Raw genomic sequence first — 15,514 nt, forward strand, 5'->3', positions numbered from 1 at the left:
CTGCTCTGTGGGCCCGCCGAGTATATTCACGCGGCCGATTATCCGGGCCGTGCAACGAGAAGGAGTGAGATGATGAAGCGTTTTGCCGCCCTGGCAGCAGCCATCCTGATGCTGGCCGCGCCGCTGGTTCAGGCGCAGGAGATGCGTGAAGTGACTGATGCGTTTGGCCAGAAGGTGCAGGTGCCAGTCCAGCCAACGCGGGTGGTGGTGCTGAGCGAGCTCGAACTCGACAGCACCCTGACTCTGGGGCTGACCCCCATCGGCGCCGTCAATGGCCGTGGTCAACCCACCTTGCCCCGCTATTTGCTGAACAAGGCGGGCATGGGGATCCAGGTGATCGGCGATCTCGACAGCCCCAATCTGGAGTCGCTGATTGCGCTGGAGCCCGACCTTATCCTGACCGGCCAGACCCGTCCCGAGCTGCTGACCTTGCTGGGGGAGATCGCGCCGACCGTGGTGACCAGCAAGTGGGGTGAGCCGTGGCAGGATAGCTTCCGCCGCACCGCCCACACCCTCAACCGCGACCAGCAAGGGGATACTTTCTTGCTGCAGTATGCCGAGCGGCTGACTCAGGCCCGCAGCAAGCTGGCCAAGCATCAGGGGGAGAGCATCAGCATAGTGCGCTGGAACCCCAAGGGGCCGAGCTTTATGTATCAGGGCACCTTTGCCAGCAGCGTAGTGGAGTCGATGGGGCTGGTACGCCCAAGCAAGCAGCAGGGTACTGGCGCGCCCCACTCACCGGCGCTGAGTCTGGAGTCCCTCAACCTGCTGGATGCTGACTGGCTGGTGGTCGGTACCCTGAGCGCCAGCGGTGATGCGGTGGATGCCATGCGTCAGGCGGAGCAGACCCCGGCGTTCCAGCAGCTGCCGGTGATCAAGGCCAAGCGCTTTGGCGCCGTGGACGGGTCGCTCTGGACCTCCAGCGGCGGCCCGCAGGCGGCCCTTAAGGTGATCGAGGATGTGGAGCAGTTGCTGGCAACCCGCAGCTGAACGAGCGCGTTATCTGAGGGATGAAATCTGTGCGAATGAACCACAGATAGAGTATCTATCTATCAGTGGTTCATTAATGTGGATGTTAATTTCTTTTATTGGCTCATTCGCAAAAGAGTGCTTTCGTTTATTGATTAATGTGTGAATTGCTGCACGTTCTGGGTACGAGCCTCGCGGTATGGCTTTTGTCGCCCCCGTTTTTCCGTATGGTATGAGCGTTTATTGGGTCAAGGGTTAATTGCTGCTTGTTCCCGTTAAGTGCTTGCTACCAAAGAGGAATCTAAATGAACGAGAGTCGACGTAGAGTCACCCTGGGGCTGTTGAGTACCCCCCTGGTCGCCACCCTCACCGGCTGCAACAGCAGCAATGACAGCCAGGGGAGTGCGGCGGATTTTCGCACCACCCTGACCGACCGGCTGAGCGCCGAGCTGCATGACGAGCAGACGGCCCGCCAGCTGGCCCCCTTCATCGAGGAGGCCTGCTTCAACATGACCCCGTCCCGGGTCGCCATCGACCAGGCCCACTGCGTCATCGCCTTTGCCTTCGGCAACCGCCCCAACGCCTCGGGCAACCCGGATGAACTGGCCGAGCCCGGCCCCATGAACGAGGCTCTGGCTGCCTGCTGTGCGGCCCTCTATCGGCAAAAGCCGGTGCCCATGTACGTGCAATGGGAGATTGCCCGCTTCCTCGACTCGGCCCGCTATCCGGACATTCCAGCCCGGGATGTCATCTCCATCGAGCCTTACTGGGATAATGAAGGCAAGCTGGTCTACCTCAGCACGGACGGCGTGGTGGAGGCCATTGTCAGGGATTATGCCGGCGGAGATGCCGCCGCCCTTGGCACGGCGGCCGTTATCGGTCACCGCGACCACGTCAAGCGCTGCATCATCACCTGCCGTGCCCGCAAGGTGGCGAGCCATGCCCCGGAGGGGATCGAACTGCCCGTCTGGTACGACGAGCAATCCGATCAACCCTGGACCCGTCGCCGCGACCTCTATGTGCTGCAGGATATCTCGGTTCAGTTGATGGGGGTGGCGCAGGCCAACATAGCCCAAGCCTATCCGAACGGCTGAGGAGACCGCTCGGCGGATGGTGCAATAACAGAAAACGGCGGGATGATCCCGCCGTTTTTTTTTGAAATGACTCTGATTACTGTTTCTGGATAGCGGTTACGGTTAGCTTGCCGTCCGGGTTCTCGGCGTGAAAACGCACCGCATCCCCCACCTTCAGATCCTGGAGCTGGGCCGGGTTAGCTACTCGAAAGACCATGGTCATGGGGGGCATCTTGAGGTTCTCGATCGCCTCGTGCTTGATGCCGACTTTGCCGCGCCCCTCATCGAGGCGGGTAATGACCCCCTTGGTCATCACCATTGCGGCCTGTTCGCTCATCTCACCCGTCTGACTCATATCGTGCCCTTCATGGTGCATCATCTCTTCGGCTTGCAGGTTGGTCTGGGTGGCAAGGCCAAGCAGCAGGGTCAGCGTTTTGTAGTTCATGATGGTTTCCTTATCGTTCAGTCAATATGGATCGTGAAATCGGGTTATTCGGATTGCGGGTACGCGCTCTTGCCAAGGCTGCGACTGCGCCACAGGTAGTAGGCGGCGGGCAGCACCAAGAGGGTCAGCACCAGCGCGCTCACCATGCCGCCGATCATGGGGGCGGCGATGCGCTGCATCACCTCGGATCCGGTGCCGTGGCTCCACATGATGGGCAAGAGGCCAGCGATGATGGTGACCACCGTCATCATCTTGGGGCGTAGGCGCAGGGCGGCGCCGTGGATCACCGCCCGGTGCAGACCCGCCTTGTCCGGCTTGCCACTGGCCACCAGGTCATCCCAGGCATGGTTGAGGTAGACCAGCATCAAGACGCCGGTCTCTACCGCCACCCCCGCCAGAGCGATAAAGCCCACCCCGACCGCCACCGAGAGGTTGAAGTCGAGCAGCCAGAGGGTCCAGATCCCCCCCACCACCGCCAGCGGCAAGGTGGTGAGAATGAGCAGCACCTCCTGAACGCGGCGAAACGCCAGATAGAGCAGCAGCACGATAATGGCGACCGTCAGCGGCACCACGTAGGCGAGGCGCGCCTTGGCCCGTTCCATGTACTCGTATTGGCCAGACCAGGTGAGGGCGTAGCCCGCCGGCAGCACCAGCTGCTTGCCCACCTCGGCTTTGGCCTCATCGACGAAGGAGCCGATATCGCGGCCGCGAATATCGACGTAGACCCAGCCGTTGAGCCGCGCGTTTTCACTGCGCAGCATGGGGGCTTCATCGCTGATGTAGACCCGGGCTACATCCGCCAGCGCGATGCGAGCGCCACTTGGAGTGACCACCGGCAGCAGCTCCAAGCTGGCTACAGAATCGCGATAGCTCTGGGGGTAGCGCAGGTTGATGGGATAGCGTTCGCGCCCCTCGATGGTTTGGCCCACCTCCATGCCGCCCACTGCGGTGGCGAGCACCGCCTGTACATCGGCGATGTTGAGGCCATAGCGGGCCGCTTTGAGCCGGTCGATATCCACCTTGACGTAGCGGCCACCCGCCACCCGCTCGGCGTAGACCGATGAGGCGCCCTCCACCTTGCCAACGATCTGTTCGAGCTGTTGGCCGAGTTGCTGGATCACCTTGAGATCCGGCCCCGCTATCTTGATGCCGACCGGGGTCTTGATACCGGTGGCAAGCATGTCGATGCGGGTCTTGATGGGGGGCACCCAGGCGTTGGTGAGGCCGGGGAAGCGGATGAGGGAGTCGAGCTCCTCTTTCAGCTTCTCCGGGGTCATGCCGGGGCGCCACTGATCCCGGGGCTTGAGCTGGATGCTGGTCTCCATCATCACCAGATCGGCAGGGTCGGTGGCGGTTTCGGCGCGCCCCGCCTTGCCGAACACGTTCTGCACCTCGGGTACGGTACGAATGAGCTTGTCGGTCTGCTGCAAAATCTCCCGCGCCTTGCCCACCGAGATATTGGCTGCGGTGGTGGGCATATACATGATGTCCCCCTCGTCCAGCGGCGGAATGAACTCGGAGCCCAGGTACTTGAGCGGCCAGAAGCCCGCCACCGTCACCACGGCGGCGATGGCCAGGGTGGTTTTCGGACGAGCCAAGACGGCTTTGAGCAGTGGCACATAGCCCAGGCTCAGCCAGCGGTTGAGCGGGTTGGCCTGCTCCGCCAGCACCTTGCCACGGATAAAGTAGCCCATGATCACCGGCACGAGCGTGATGGCGAGCCCGGCCGCCGCCGCCATGGCATAGGTCTTGGTGTAGGCGAGCGGGTGGAACATCCGCCCCTCCTGCGCCTCCAGCGCGAACACCGGCAGGAAGCTGATGGTGATGATGAGCAGGGAGAAGAAGATGGCGGGCCCCACCTCTATGCTTGCCTCGGTGATGATGCGCCAGCGGTTCTTATCGGTGAGCGCCTCCCGCTCCATGTGTTTGTGGACGTTCTCGATCATCACGATGGCGCCATCCACCATGGCGCCGATGGCGATGGCGATGCCCCCCAACGACATGATGTTGGCGTTGATCCCCTGCAGGTGCATCACGATAAAGGCGGTCAGGATGGCGATGGGCAAGGAGATGACCACCACCAGCGACGAGCGCAGGTGGAACAGGAAGGCGAGGCAGACCAGCACCACCACCGCGAACTCCTCTACCAGCTTGCCGGAGAGGTTGTCGATGGCGCGCTGGATAAGGTCGGAGCGATCGTAGACGGTGACGATCTCTACTCCTTCCGGCAGGCTGCTTTTGAGCTGGGCGAGCCGCGCCTTGACCCCGTCGATGGTGTGCTGGGCATTCTCGCCATAGCGCATGACGATAATGCCGCCCACCACTTCCCCTTCGCCATTGAGCTCGGCCAGGCCGCGCCGGCTCTGGGGCCCGGTGACCACATCAGCCACATCGCCCAGCAGCAGCGGGGCGCCGCGCACATTGGTACCGAGCGGGATCTGCTTCAGATCCTCCACGCTTTTCAGATAGCCGTTGGATCGCACCATGTACTCCGCTTCTGCCATCTCGATGACGGAGGCGCCGGTCTCCTGATTGCCCTGCTTGATGGCTGTCTCGATAAGGGAGAGCGGGATGCCGTAGGCGCGCAGCTTGTCCGGATCGACCCGCACCTGATACTGGCGCACCATGCCGCCGACGGTGGCGACCTCGGAGACCCCGTCCACCGTCTGCAACTCGTACTTGAGGAACCAGTTCTGCAGCGAGGTGAGCTGGCTGAGGTCATGCTTGCCGGTTCTGTCCACCAGTGCGTACTGATAGACCCAGCCCACCCCGGTGGCATCTGGGCCGAGCTGGGGTCGAGCGGAGGCGGGCAGGTTGGGGGCGACCTGACTCAAATACTCCAGCACCCGGGCACGGGCCCAGTAGAGGTCGGTGTTGTCGTCAAACAGCACATAGACGAAGGAGTCGCCGAAGAAGGAGTAGCCGCGCACCGTGGTGGCCCCCGGCACCGCCAGCATGGCGGTGGTGAGCGGGTAGGTCACCTGATCCTCCACCACTTGAGGCGCCTGGCCCGGATAGGAGGTCTTGATGATCACCTGCACGTCGGAGAGATCCGGCAGGGCGTCCACCGGGGTCTGTTTGACCGACCAGAGCCCCCAGGCGGTGAGCATGAGGGTCAATAGCAGCACCAGAAAGCGGTTGCCCACGGACCAGCGAATAATCGAGGGGATCATGGTTGGGCTCCTTGCTCATTGGGTGCAGAGAGCGGAGAGCGGTTGCCTGTCAGGCAGCGAATGATGGAAGGGATCATGATTTCTTCTCCACCTCGGGCATCGCCATCTGATGCTGGCTATGGTCCATGTCTTCCATCTTCTCCATCTCATCTGCCGCAGGCTTGGCGGTGTCACCGCTTGCCGGCGTTTGCTGCTGATGGATGTTGGTGATGCGGTACTCATCCCCCTCCTGCATTACCTGCAGGTGCAGGGTCTGCCCCTCGACCAGCTTGCTGATATCGACCCCGTCGGCGACGGTGAACTCCATCTCCATGGCGGGCCACTGCCACTCGGGGATGGGCTGGTGGGAGACCATCAGGGTACGTTTGGCCAGATCGATGCTTTCAACCTCGCCCTGAGTCCACACCTGGGCAGGGCGCACCGCCGTCATGCGCTGGAAGTCCGAATCGATGGCCGACTCGGAGTCGAGCAGGAACTGGGCAGAGCTGACGATGTTATCCCCCGCCTCTACCCCAGCCTTGATGGCCACCTTGTCGCCAAACTGGGGGCCCAGAGTGACGGCCACCGACTTGAAGCTGCCATCCCCCAGCGCCAGCACCAGCCGGTCCTGACTGCCGGTGCGGATCACCGCTTCGCTCGGCACCACCAATTGCGGCTCTCCCTTGCCCGCCTGAATGGTCACCTTGGCGAACATATTGGGTTTCAAAAACTCGTCCGGGTTGGCGAAGCGCAGCCGTACCTTGAGGGTACGGGTGGTGGCATCCAGAGTCGGGTAGAGGTAATCCACCTTACCTTGCCAACTGCGGCCGGGGGCATAGTCGAGGGTCATGGTGACCGGATCCCCCACCTTCAGCTGGGCGGCCTGGCGCTCGAACACCTCTGCACTCACCCACACCTGCTTGAGGGTGCTGATGTTAAAGAGGGCCGCGGCAGGCTCCACATACTGGCCTTCTCGCACCTTCAGCTCGGAGACATAACCGCTGCTGGGGGCATAGAAACGCACCGTCTCCTGCACCTGACGGGTGCGCTTGAGGGCCGCTATCTGATCTGCCGGTACCTGCAGGGACTTGAGCTTGCCTTCGGCGGCGCGCAGCAGCAGCGGGTTGGCAGTGTTGAGGGCCAGCAGGTATTCGTGCTGGGCGTTGACCAGATCCGGGGCGTAGAGCTCGTAAATAAGGCTCCCCTTGCTCACCTGCTGCCCTTCGCTCTTGATGGCGAGGGTGCGGATCCAGCCCGCCATGCGGGCGTTGACCGCCTCCAGCTTGTCCTCGTCATAGCCGACGTAGCCCACCGTCTCGATCTGCTGGTGGATAGGGAGCTTCTCCACCTTGGCAAGCCGCACCCCCAGGTTCTGCTGGATCTCGGGGCTGATGGTGACAGTGCCCGGTGAGCCGCCCTGTTTTTCCTCATAGACGGGGATAAAGTCCATCCCCATGTTGTCCTTGGCCGGGGCATTGCGCTTGTCGCGCGGATCCATGGGGTTGACCCAGTAGAGCGGCGTCTTCTCCTTGGCCACTGTGCTAGCAGTGGTCTGTTTGGCAGCCCAGTAGCCGCCACCGGCGCCGAGGGCCAGCAGCAGGGCTGATACCAGCAGTTTCTGGCTCATCGCACACCCCCACTTAGTGGCAGGGTGGCAAAGTTCTTGGCGGCGATAAGGCCGGTAACAGGGACAAGTGACATCATATCTCTTCTCTTGTGCAGGCCGCCGGATCGGAGATGGACAAGGCATCACCTAAGGGATTGGCGGCAAACGGGGCGCAGCTGTATCAGCGCGCACGGCTCCCAGTGAGCGGGCCGGTTTGGCCGGGGCACAGGGTCAGGCAAGGCGGCAGGAGACGGGCAAGCCGAGGCTTGCCGCTGCCGCAAGAGAAGATCTTTCTAGTGTCGCAGCACCGACAACATCAGGTGTCGGCGCGGCCAGGAGGGGGGATGGGTACCGCGTGATCGCAGGAAGGGATCCCGCAACCAGTTATCAAGCAGTGCAGTTGCGAAGTTACTGCCAAGTAGCAGGGGGAAGATCAGCAGGGCGACCAATACACCCAGCAGAGCTATCGCGCCGAAGGAGAGGGCATTGACGCCGGTCTGCATCTGGCACTCATCGCCCATGGCCGACCCCTCGTCTCCCTGATGGCAGGAGAGGGCCATGGTATCGCTCGGGTGAGACATTGCGGGCATCGCATGAGAGCTCTCGCCATCCGCCATCGCCATGGATGAATCGAACATCACCATCGACTGAGTGTTGTTTGGGGTCGGCTTGGAGGAGAGGGGAGAACCATGCCAGCTGATGCAGAGAGTCAGATTGCACACGAGCAGCAGCGCCAGCAATAGCCGGGCTAGCAGGGCAGAGGGCAATCTTGTCGCAAGCTGGGTGAGTGACAATCCGGTCATCCTTCAGGATCTGGTATCCAGACTCTAAACCTTGCTTCTGGGAGAAGGTCAAGGCGAGGGCTGGCGCTGTTGTTGCAGATAGATGTCGCTGTATTTCTCCAGCAGCTGATCTATCCACTGCCTCATGCCCGGCGCTTGCAGCATGGGTTCCAGCTGTTCGAGGGTGCCAAGATGGGGAGATTGTAGTGAAACAGAAATATAGAGCTCACCGCGCTGCAGTGGCCACTGCAGATCAACCATTCCGCTGCTCGGGTAATTTTCGCTCAAAAACAGGCGACCGGAAGAGCGGCCATAGGGAACGAAGTCGACCCGGTCACTGGCCAGCAGGCCAAATACCTGCTTGAGGGAGTTGACCCTGTAGATGCGGGTATTTGCTTGCAAAAAATCATCCATTTCGCTGCCAAGGCTGACGCCTATCATCATGGCTCCCCGCAGTCCGGTCAGATCCTCCCGTCGCTGCAGCAAGCGGCTGCCGGGTTGGCGCACGAACACCGCCATGTCATTGATGGCCATGGGCGTTCGGGTAAAGCGGGAGTAGTGTGCTCTCTCTTCGTTGCGCAGCGCACAGATATTGATGTCGACCTCTCCTTTCGCCACTTTCTGCTGACAGCGGGCCCAGGGGCCCACATAGGAGAGATCCACATTGAAACCCAACCGTTGATAGAGGGTACTGACTACTTCGGCACAAACGCCGATGATCTTGCCATCGCTCAGCCAGTTCCAGGGGGGATAATCGTGATGACCACAGGCGGAGAGGGTAGTGGTCGTCAAGGTCGTCGCGAGCCAGAGCTGAGCCAGCATATCCGGATCCTGTGCAAAAAAGTCTCGATGTGTGTCATTGAAGCACACCGCAGACAAAAAAATACCCCCGCACGGGCGGGGGTAGTTTGTTATCGGTGGAACGCCCGTGGAGAGCGTTACGGCTTGGCGCGCTTTTCCGACCCTTTCATGATGAGGCGGAAGAAGAGCGGGATAAAGAAGATGGCGATAAAGGTGGCCGCCAGCATGCCGCCGATCACCGGCCAGCCGAGAGCGTGACGGCTTGCGGCACCAGCGCCGCTGGAGGTGACCAGCGGCACACAGCCGAGGATGAAGGCCAGCGAGGTCATCACGATGGGACGGAAACGCAGGCGCGCCGCCTCCAGTGCCGACTCGATGAGGCTCATCCCCTCTTCGTGCTTCATCACCGCGAACTCCACAATCAGTATGGCGTTCTTGGCGGCAAGACCCACCAGGGTCACCAGCCCGATCTGGAAGTAGACGTTGTTGGTGAGTCCTACCAGCCAGGTGGCCAGCAGGGCGCCGAACAGGGCGAACGGTACGGCTGTGATCACCGCAAACGGCAGGCTCCAGCGTTCGTACTGGGCTGCCAGGATGAGGAAGATCATCACAATACCGAAGCCGAACGCCATGCCTGCGCTACCGGCAGAGGCCTTCTCCTGATAGGCGGAACCGGTCCACTCCAGCTTGGCATCGTTGCCAAGGGTACTGTTGGCCACCTCTTCCAGTGCGGCGATGGCTTGACCCGAACTGTAGCCGGGTGCCGGCTGTGCCATGATCTTGGCGGCCTGGAAGATGTTGAAACGCTCTACCAGCTCGGGGCCAGTGGCATCACGGACCGTCACCAGGCTGCTGAGCGGGATCATCTCGCCGGTGTTGGAGCGCACGTAGACGTTGCGGATATCGCTCTTCTTGGCGCGGTAGTCCGCTTCGGACTGCAACTGTACCCGGTAGGTTCGGCCAAACTGGTTGAAGTCGTTGACATAGACCTGACCGAAGGTGGCCTGCATGGTGTCGAACACCGCATTGATCGGCAGCCCCAGCGCCTTGGCTTTCTCGCGATCCAGGTCGAGATAGACCTGCGGCACATTGGCACGGAATGTGGTTGTGACACTGGCAAACTCGGGGCGCTCCTTGGCGGCGGCGAGGAAGCGCTGTACTTCGCCCGAAAACTCCTGGGCACTGCCGGAACCCCGGTTTTGCAGGTAGCCTTCCAGTCCGCCGGTGGTGGACATTCCCTGGATGGGGGGCGGGTTGAAGGAGGCAACAAAGCCGTCAGCCAGCCCCATCAGGCTCATCCCCTGCAGAGTTTTGGCCAGCTCGAAGGAGTCCTGGCCTGTCCCCTTGCGCTCGCTCCAGTCCTTCAGGGTAATGAAGGTGAGACCGCTGTTGCTGATGATGGCGTTGGAGAGGATGTCGAAGCCCGAGAAAGTGATCACATCCTTCACATTGGGATTGGCCATGGCGAGCTTGTCGAACTGATCCGCCACTGCCTGTGTCCGGCTCATGGCGGCGGCATCCGGCAGCATGACGGCGGAGATGAGGTAGCCCTGATCTTCGTTCGGTACCAGCTCGCCCGGCACTTTCAGGAAGAGACCGTAGATGGAGAGCAGCAGTACGGCGATGATGGCAAAAGCGACCCCCACCCGACGGTTCAGGAAGGCCACACCCCGTACATAGCCGCGGGTCAGCTGGTCAAATTTATCGTTGAACCAGACGAAGAAACGGGCCGGTTTGTGATGTCCCTCTTTCAGCAACACGGCGCACAAGGCCGGAGAGAGAGTCAGAGCCACCAGACCGGAGATGGCCACCGAGACCGCGACCGTGATGGCGAACTGCTTGTACATCACCCCAGTCATGCCACCCATAAAGGCGACCGGCAGGAACACGGCGCAAAGCACCAGCACGATGGCGACCACCGGACCTGAGACCTCCTGCATGGCGAGGATGGCAGCCTCTTTGGGCGAACATTTCTTCTCGCTCATGATCCGCTCGACGTTCTCGAGCACCACGATGGCGTCATCCACCACGATACCGATGGCGAGCACCATGCCGAACAGGGTCAGCAGGTTGATGGAGAAACCGAGCACCAGCATGCCGGCGAAGGTCCCGATGAGCGACACTGGCACTGCGATACAGGGGATCAGGGTGGCGCGGAAGTTCTGCAGGAACAGGTAGACTACCACGAACACCAGCACGATCGCCTCGAACAGGGTGTGTACCACCTCTTCGATGGAGATCTTCACAAACTCTGTGGTGTCGTAGGGGATCTGGTACTCGATATCCTGCGGAAAGCGCTCCTTGAGCCGCTCCATGGTGGTGTGCACCGCATCGGCGACTGCTACGGCGTTGGCACCGGGCTGCAGATAGGTAGCGATACCGATGGCCGGTTTGCCGTTGGCGCGGGCCACCAGATCATAATCCTTGCCCCCCAGCTCGACCCGGGCGACATCGCGGACCCGGATCTTGGAGCCATCGGGCATGGAGCGAACTATGATGTTCTGGAACTCTTTCACATCTTCAAGGCGACCCTTGGTCTGCACCGTGTAGGTGAAGTCGATGGGGGTCGAGGTGGGCTGAGCGCCGATCTTGCCTGCCGCAAACTGGGTGTTCTGCTCGCGGATGGCGCTAATCACATCACTCGGGGTGAGTTCGAGCTGGGCCAGTCGATCCGGCCGCAACCAGATGCGCATCGCATAGTCGGTACCGCCAAACAGAGTGGTATCACCGATGCCGGGAATCCGCTTGAGCTCGTCGATGATGTTGAGCAGGGCATAGTTTGACAGATAGGTGGTATCAAACGAGCCGTTCGGCGACTGGAGGGTGACCACCTGCAGGATGGAGGTCGATTTCTTCTTGACCGTTACCCCCTGCTTTTTCACCTCTTCCGGCAGCTGGGCCATGGCGGCCGATACCCGGTTGTTGACGTTGATGGTGGCCTGATCCGGATCTGTGCCGATCTCGAAGTAGACGTTGAGGTTCATCTGGCCGTTGGAGGCCGAACCCGATTGCATATAGATCATCCGCTCGACGCCGTTGATCTGCTGCTCGAGCGGTGCGGCGACAGTCTGGGAGATCACCTCCGGAGTGGCCCCCGGATAGAAAGCGGTCACCGAGACCACCGGCGGGGTGATCTGGGGGTACTGCTCGATGGGAAGCGAGCGCATTGCCGCCAATCCGCCCAGCACGATAATGATGGAAATCACGCTGGCGAAGATGGGACGCTCGATAAAAAACCTGGAAAACATACGAGCTCCTTACTTGGCCGCTGAGTGGCTGACCATCTTGGCGGTGATGGCTTTCATCTCGTCGGCAGAGACAGGTTTCACCACGCTGCCGGGGCGAGCCTTCATCAAGCCTTCGACGATGTAACGGTCACCGGCATTGAGGCCGCTGTCGATCAGCACCCCCTCGGAGACCACCGGGCCCAGTTTGACCGGACGGGGGATCACCTTGTTGTCGGCATCGACCACCATCACCATGCGGTCAGCCTGGGACTGGACGATAGCGCGGGGCGGCACCACTATGGCATTCTTGCGGGTGCCCAGATCGATGGTCATACGGACAAACTGGCCGGGCAGCAGCACGCCGTCCTTGTTATCGAAGATGGCGCGGGCACGGATGGTGCCGGTCTGGGGATCGACCCGGTTGTCGGAGAAGTTGAGCTTGCCCGCTTGTGGGTAGACAGAACCATCGGCCAGGCGGATATGGGTGCGCCAGTTGGTGGCGTCCTTGGCTTCAATGGTCCCTCTCTTGACCGAGTTCTCGAAATCTAGGCGATCCTGCTCCGAGTAGGAGAAGTTGACGTAGAGCGGATCAAACTGGGTGATGGTAGTGAGCAGGCCGTTGTCGCCACTGGTGGAGATAAGGCTCCCCTCGGACTGGGAGCTCTTGCTCGCCATGCCGTTGATGGGGGCAGTGACCTTGGTATAGCTGAGGTTGAGCTCGGCCTCCTTCACCTTGGCCTGAGCGGCCTGATGGCTGGCGATGGCCGCTTCATAGTTGGCGATGGTGTCGTCATAGTCCTTGCGGCTTACCACCTGGCGCTTGAAGAGGGGAATGATGCGATCCCGATCGGCGCGAGCCTTGTTGAGTCTGGCCTGCTCCTGGGCCAGGGTGCCTTTGGCCTGCTCCAGCGCCACCTTGTAGGGCTCGGGGTCGATCAGGAACAGTTGCTGGCCGGCGGTAACCGGTTGGCCTTCTACATAAGTGCGCTTGAGCAGGATGCCACTGACCCGGGAGCGGACATCGATCTCGCGAAAACCGGCGGTTTCGCCCACCATCTCGGTGGTGAGCGGCACATCGGTCAGGGTCGCCTCGTTGACTACCACGGGCACGGCCGGCATGGTTTGCACCGTCTGGTTTGTTTCCCCGCCACAGCCGGCCAGTGCACCGGCCAGCGTCAGAGCGAGCATCCCCTGTTTGAATAATCCTGCTCTGGTGTTTGGCTCCATCATCATTTCACTCCTGTTGGCCAGATTGCGGCCATCATGCACACCTTTTTTTTCGGCTGACGTGATTAACTTCATGATTACAAATTAACTCATTGGATTATTGAAGTTTTTCAATCATAGAGCATGAACATTGAACCCAAGCTGCTTGATCGAAAAAGTTCTCTCTGTTCTTCACAACAGAAGCCGTTCTGCTGCTGGAAAATGGAGTAAAGAGTATCATATGAGAACTAGATTGCCGACAGGATAGTGCGTGCGATGACAATAGTCAGGAGGAAAAAGGGGGATAATTGTAGCGGGCGAGAGGAGCCCTCGCCCGCACTCAATCAGGCGAAGCAGGCCCAGATGGGAGCGTGGTCGGAGGGTTTCTCGATGCCGCGCAGTTCATAGTCGATACCTGTCTCGGTCACGCTGTCCTTGAGGGCGTCGGAGGCCATGATGAGGTCGATGCGCAGGCCGCGATTCTCGTCAAAGCCCTTGGATCGGTAGTCAAACCAGGAGAAACGCTCGCACTCGGTAGGGTTGGCGGCGCGGAAGGTGTCGGTGAGACCGAACCCTTTCAGCCGCTCCATCCATTCGCGCTCGATGGGCAGGAAGGAGCACTTGCCATCCCGCAGCCAGCGCTTGCGGTTCGCTTCGCCGATACCGATGTCGAGATCGGTGGGGGAGATATTCATATCCCCGATCAGCACCAGCTGGTCGTCCGGGGTGTGGTTGGTCTCGAGGTAGTGCTGCAGATCCTCGTAGAACTTCTGCTTGGCCGGGAACTTGGTCTCGTGATCCTGACTTTCACCCTGCGGGAAGTAGCCGTTCATCACCTTGATGAGAGATCCGTCTTCGCGCTCGAAGGTGGTCATGATCATCCTGCGCTGGGCCTCTTCATCGTCGGTGGGGAAGCCTTTCTCCACCTTGACCGGCTTCTGCTTGCTCATGATGGCGACCCCGTAGTGGGCCTTCTGGCCATGAAACTCCACGTGATAGCCCATGGCCTCCACATCGGCCAGCGGGAAGGCTTCATCGTGCACCTTGATCTCCTGCAGGCCGATCACATCGGGCTGGTGCTTGTCGATGATGGCTTGCAGCTGGTGCAGACGGGCGCGCAGGCCGTTGATATTGAAAGAGATGATCTTCATGTCCGGGATGCTCATGTCATTTTTATAAGTGGCTATTGGACTAGGAATCGGCGGTGGATGCAAGTTTGGCCGCGGGCCTGCATCAGTGGCAGGCACCGCGGGGTGGGCAGAGGTGTCAGCGGGTCATCTTTTTGACGAATACCACCACAAACAGCGCCAGCGTAAAGCTGCCGGTAAAGGCTTCAAAGGCGGCGAAGATCCTGGAGAGGCCGACCGGAGTGAAGTCACCGTACCCCAACGTGGTGAAGGTGACCACGCTGTAGTAGAGGCATTCGAGCAGGAAGATGGCATTTTGCTCGAGCGGGGCACCGGGTTGGTAGATGAGGTGCTCGCCCTGAAAATGCAGTCCGCAGAAGAAGTAAAAAATGCTGCAGATAAAGATGAGTAGCAACGAGAAGAGCACCACCCGCATCGGGGCCTCGCCATAGCCGCAGAAGAGATCGACCACCCAGGAGGTAAAACGCTGGGTCGACCAGAACGGCAGTTGCAGGCGGCGCATGGTGAGCTCCTGCTGGATATAGTTGCCGGACATGGTGAAGATCCCCTGTGCCTCGGAGGCTTTGCGCAGATCCCGGTAGGTCTCTTCCGCCTCCTTGAACCAGATGCGCGCCTGTTTGGGATCCCGTTCGCGGCGCCCCTTGCGATCCTGCATCACCCGTTTGCCGGTCTGCATGTTGTCGAGCCGGGTGTTGTGCCAGCGGATGCCGAGCAGGTTGACGTCATCGAGGGTGGCGCACTGGAGGTTGGCATCACTGAGATCGGCTTTCATCAGGCTGCCGCCCTTCATGCGCAGGCCGTAGAGGTGACCACCGCGCAGGTTGGCGCGATAGAGGTTGCACTGCTCCAGCAAAAATCCCTGATCGGACTCCTTGTTGACCAGATTGAGGCCCGCCAGATTGGCCCGTGACAGCTGCAGGCCGTGGCAGAGTCCGCCTGCGCGAACGTACTGTTCAAGCGCCTCGGCGGTGTGGGCTTCCTGATGGGTATGGTGGGGATCATGCCAGTGGCAGAGATCGTGCTCGCCAGCCTCTTCACTGCAGTGGCGGCCATCGGCCACCAGATAACGACACATCGCCATCTTCGTTTCCCTCGCATTGCCGAA

General features: G+C 60.7%; 11 protein-coding genes. 2 read left to right on the forward strand and 9 right to left on the reverse strand.

Annotated elements, in window-relative coordinates:
• The first annotated feature begins 72 nt into the window (after nt 1-72).
• Both G5195_RS08265 and G5195_RS08270 read left to right on the forward strand, forming a co-directional pair.
• Nucleotides 73-990 (forward strand): iron-siderophore ABC transporter substrate-binding protein, encoded by a 918-nt coding sequence (locus G5195_RS08265; protein WP_058058834.1) that lies wholly within the window; start codon nt 73-75, stop codon nt 988-990.
• A gap of 284 nt (nt 991-1,274) precedes the next feature.
• Entirely contained in the window at nt 1,275-2,063 is a 789-nt protein-coding gene (locus G5195_RS08270; protein WP_227342325.1) for a hypothetical protein, read from the forward strand.
• A 76-nt stretch (nt 2,064-2,139) separates the two neighbouring features.
• Here G5195_RS08270 and G5195_RS08275 read toward each other — a convergent pair whose 3' ends face one another.
• The 9 genes from G5195_RS08275 to G5195_RS08315 form a co-directional block, all read right to left on the reverse strand.
• Nucleotides 2,140-2,487 (reverse strand): copper-binding protein, encoded by a 348-nt coding sequence (locus G5195_RS08275; RefSeq protein WP_421221401.1) that lies wholly within the window; start codon nt 2,485-2,487, stop codon nt 2,140-2,142.
• 44 nt (nt 2,488-2,531) lie between these two features.
• The gene (locus tag G5195_RS08280; protein ID WP_421221402.1) at nt 2,532-5,660 is read right to left on the reverse strand and encodes an efflux RND transporter permease subunit; all 3,129 of its coding nucleotides are present in this window, start codon (nt 5,658-5,660) and stop codon (nt 2,532-2,534) included.
• 73 nt (nt 5,661-5,733) lie between these two features.
• Nucleotides 5,734-7,266, reverse strand: coding sequence for an efflux RND transporter periplasmic adaptor subunit (locus G5195_RS08285; protein WP_421221403.1), 1,533 nt, complete (start codon nt 7,264-7,266; stop codon nt 5,734-5,736).
• A 272-nt stretch (nt 7,267-7,538) separates the two neighbouring features.
• On the reverse strand, nt 7,539-8,039 hold the full coding sequence (locus tag G5195_RS08290) for a hypothetical protein (protein WP_421171804.1): 501 nt from the start codon (nt 8,037-8,039) through the stop codon (nt 7,539-7,541).
• A gap of 57 nt (nt 8,040-8,096) precedes the next feature.
• Nucleotides 8,097-8,849, reverse strand: a complete 753-nt coding sequence (locus tag G5195_RS08295; RefSeq protein WP_058055876.1) for a substrate-binding periplasmic protein — start codon at nt 8,847-8,849, stop codon at nt 8,097-8,099.
• A gap of 116 nt (nt 8,850-8,965) precedes the next feature.
• Nucleotides 8,966-12,076, reverse strand: a complete 3,111-nt coding sequence (locus G5195_RS08300; protein WP_421171806.1) for an efflux RND transporter permease subunit — start codon at nt 12,074-12,076, stop codon at nt 8,966-8,968.
• A 9-nt stretch (nt 12,077-12,085) separates the two neighbouring features.
• Nucleotides 12,086-13,243 carry an efflux RND transporter periplasmic adaptor subunit gene (locus G5195_RS08305; protein ID WP_421221426.1) on the reverse strand — a complete coding sequence of 386 codons (1,158 nt, stop codon included), beginning with the start codon at nt 13,241-13,243 and terminating at the stop codon, nt 12,086-12,088.
• 362 nt (nt 13,244-13,605) lie between these two features.
• A complete protein-coding gene (xthA, locus tag G5195_RS08310; RefSeq protein WP_421221404.1) occupies nt 13,606-14,412 on the reverse strand; it encodes an exodeoxyribonuclease III in 807 nt (268 codons plus the stop codon).
• Between the two features lie 115 nt (nt 14,413-14,527).
• Nucleotides 14,528-15,490: an ion channel gene (locus G5195_RS08315; protein ID WP_005353221.1), complete on the reverse strand. Its 963-nt coding sequence runs from the start codon at nt 15,488-15,490 to the stop codon at nt 14,528-14,530.
• Nucleotides 15,491-15,514 lie beyond the last annotated feature (24 nt).

Origin of the sequence: Aeromonas sp. 601039 (assembly GCF_049174415.1) — a bacterium.
Lineage (GTDB): Bacteria > Pseudomonadota > Gammaproteobacteria > Enterobacterales > Aeromonadaceae > Aeromonas > Aeromonas veronii_A.

Excerpts from the sequence above, each read along its gene's own strand:
- G5195_RS08270 (WP_227342325.1), top strand. The coding sequence starts at position 1,275 with ATGAACGAGAGTCGACGTAGAGTCACCCTGGGGCTGTTGAGTACCCCC.
- G5195_RS08265 (WP_058058834.1), top strand. The coding sequence starts at position 73 with ATGAAGCGTTTTGCCGCCCTGGCAGCAGCCATCCTGATGCTGGCCGCG.
- G5195_RS08275 (WP_421221401.1), bottom strand. The coding sequence starts at position 2,487 with ATGAACTACAAAACGCTGACCCTGCTGCTTGGCCTTGCCACCCAGACC.
- G5195_RS08305 (WP_421221426.1), bottom strand. The coding sequence starts at position 13,243 with ATGCTCGCTCTGACGCTGGCCGGTGCACTGGCCGGCTGTGGCGGGGAA.
- G5195_RS08280 (WP_421221402.1), bottom strand. The coding sequence starts at position 5,660 with ATGATCCCCTCGATTATTCGCTGGTCCGTGGGCAACCGCTTTCTGGTG.
- G5195_RS08295 (WP_058055876.1), bottom strand. The coding sequence starts at position 8,849 with ATGCTGGCTCAGCTCTGGCTCGCGACGACCTTGACGACCACTACCCTC.
- xthA (WP_421221404.1), bottom strand. The coding sequence starts at position 14,412 with ATGAAGATCATCTCTTTCAATATCAACGGCCTGCGCGCCCGTCTGCAC.
- G5195_RS08285 (WP_421221403.1), bottom strand. The coding sequence starts at position 7,266 with ATGAGCCAGAAACTGCTGGTATCAGCCCTGCTGCTGGCCCTCGGCGCC.
- G5195_RS08300 (WP_421171806.1), bottom strand. The coding sequence starts at position 12,076 with ATGTTTTCCAGGTTTTTTATCGAGCGTCCCATCTTCGCCAGCGTGATT.
- G5195_RS08315 (WP_005353221.1), bottom strand. The coding sequence starts at position 15,490 with ATGGCGATGTGTCGTTATCTGGTGGCCGATGGCCGCCACTGCAGTGAA.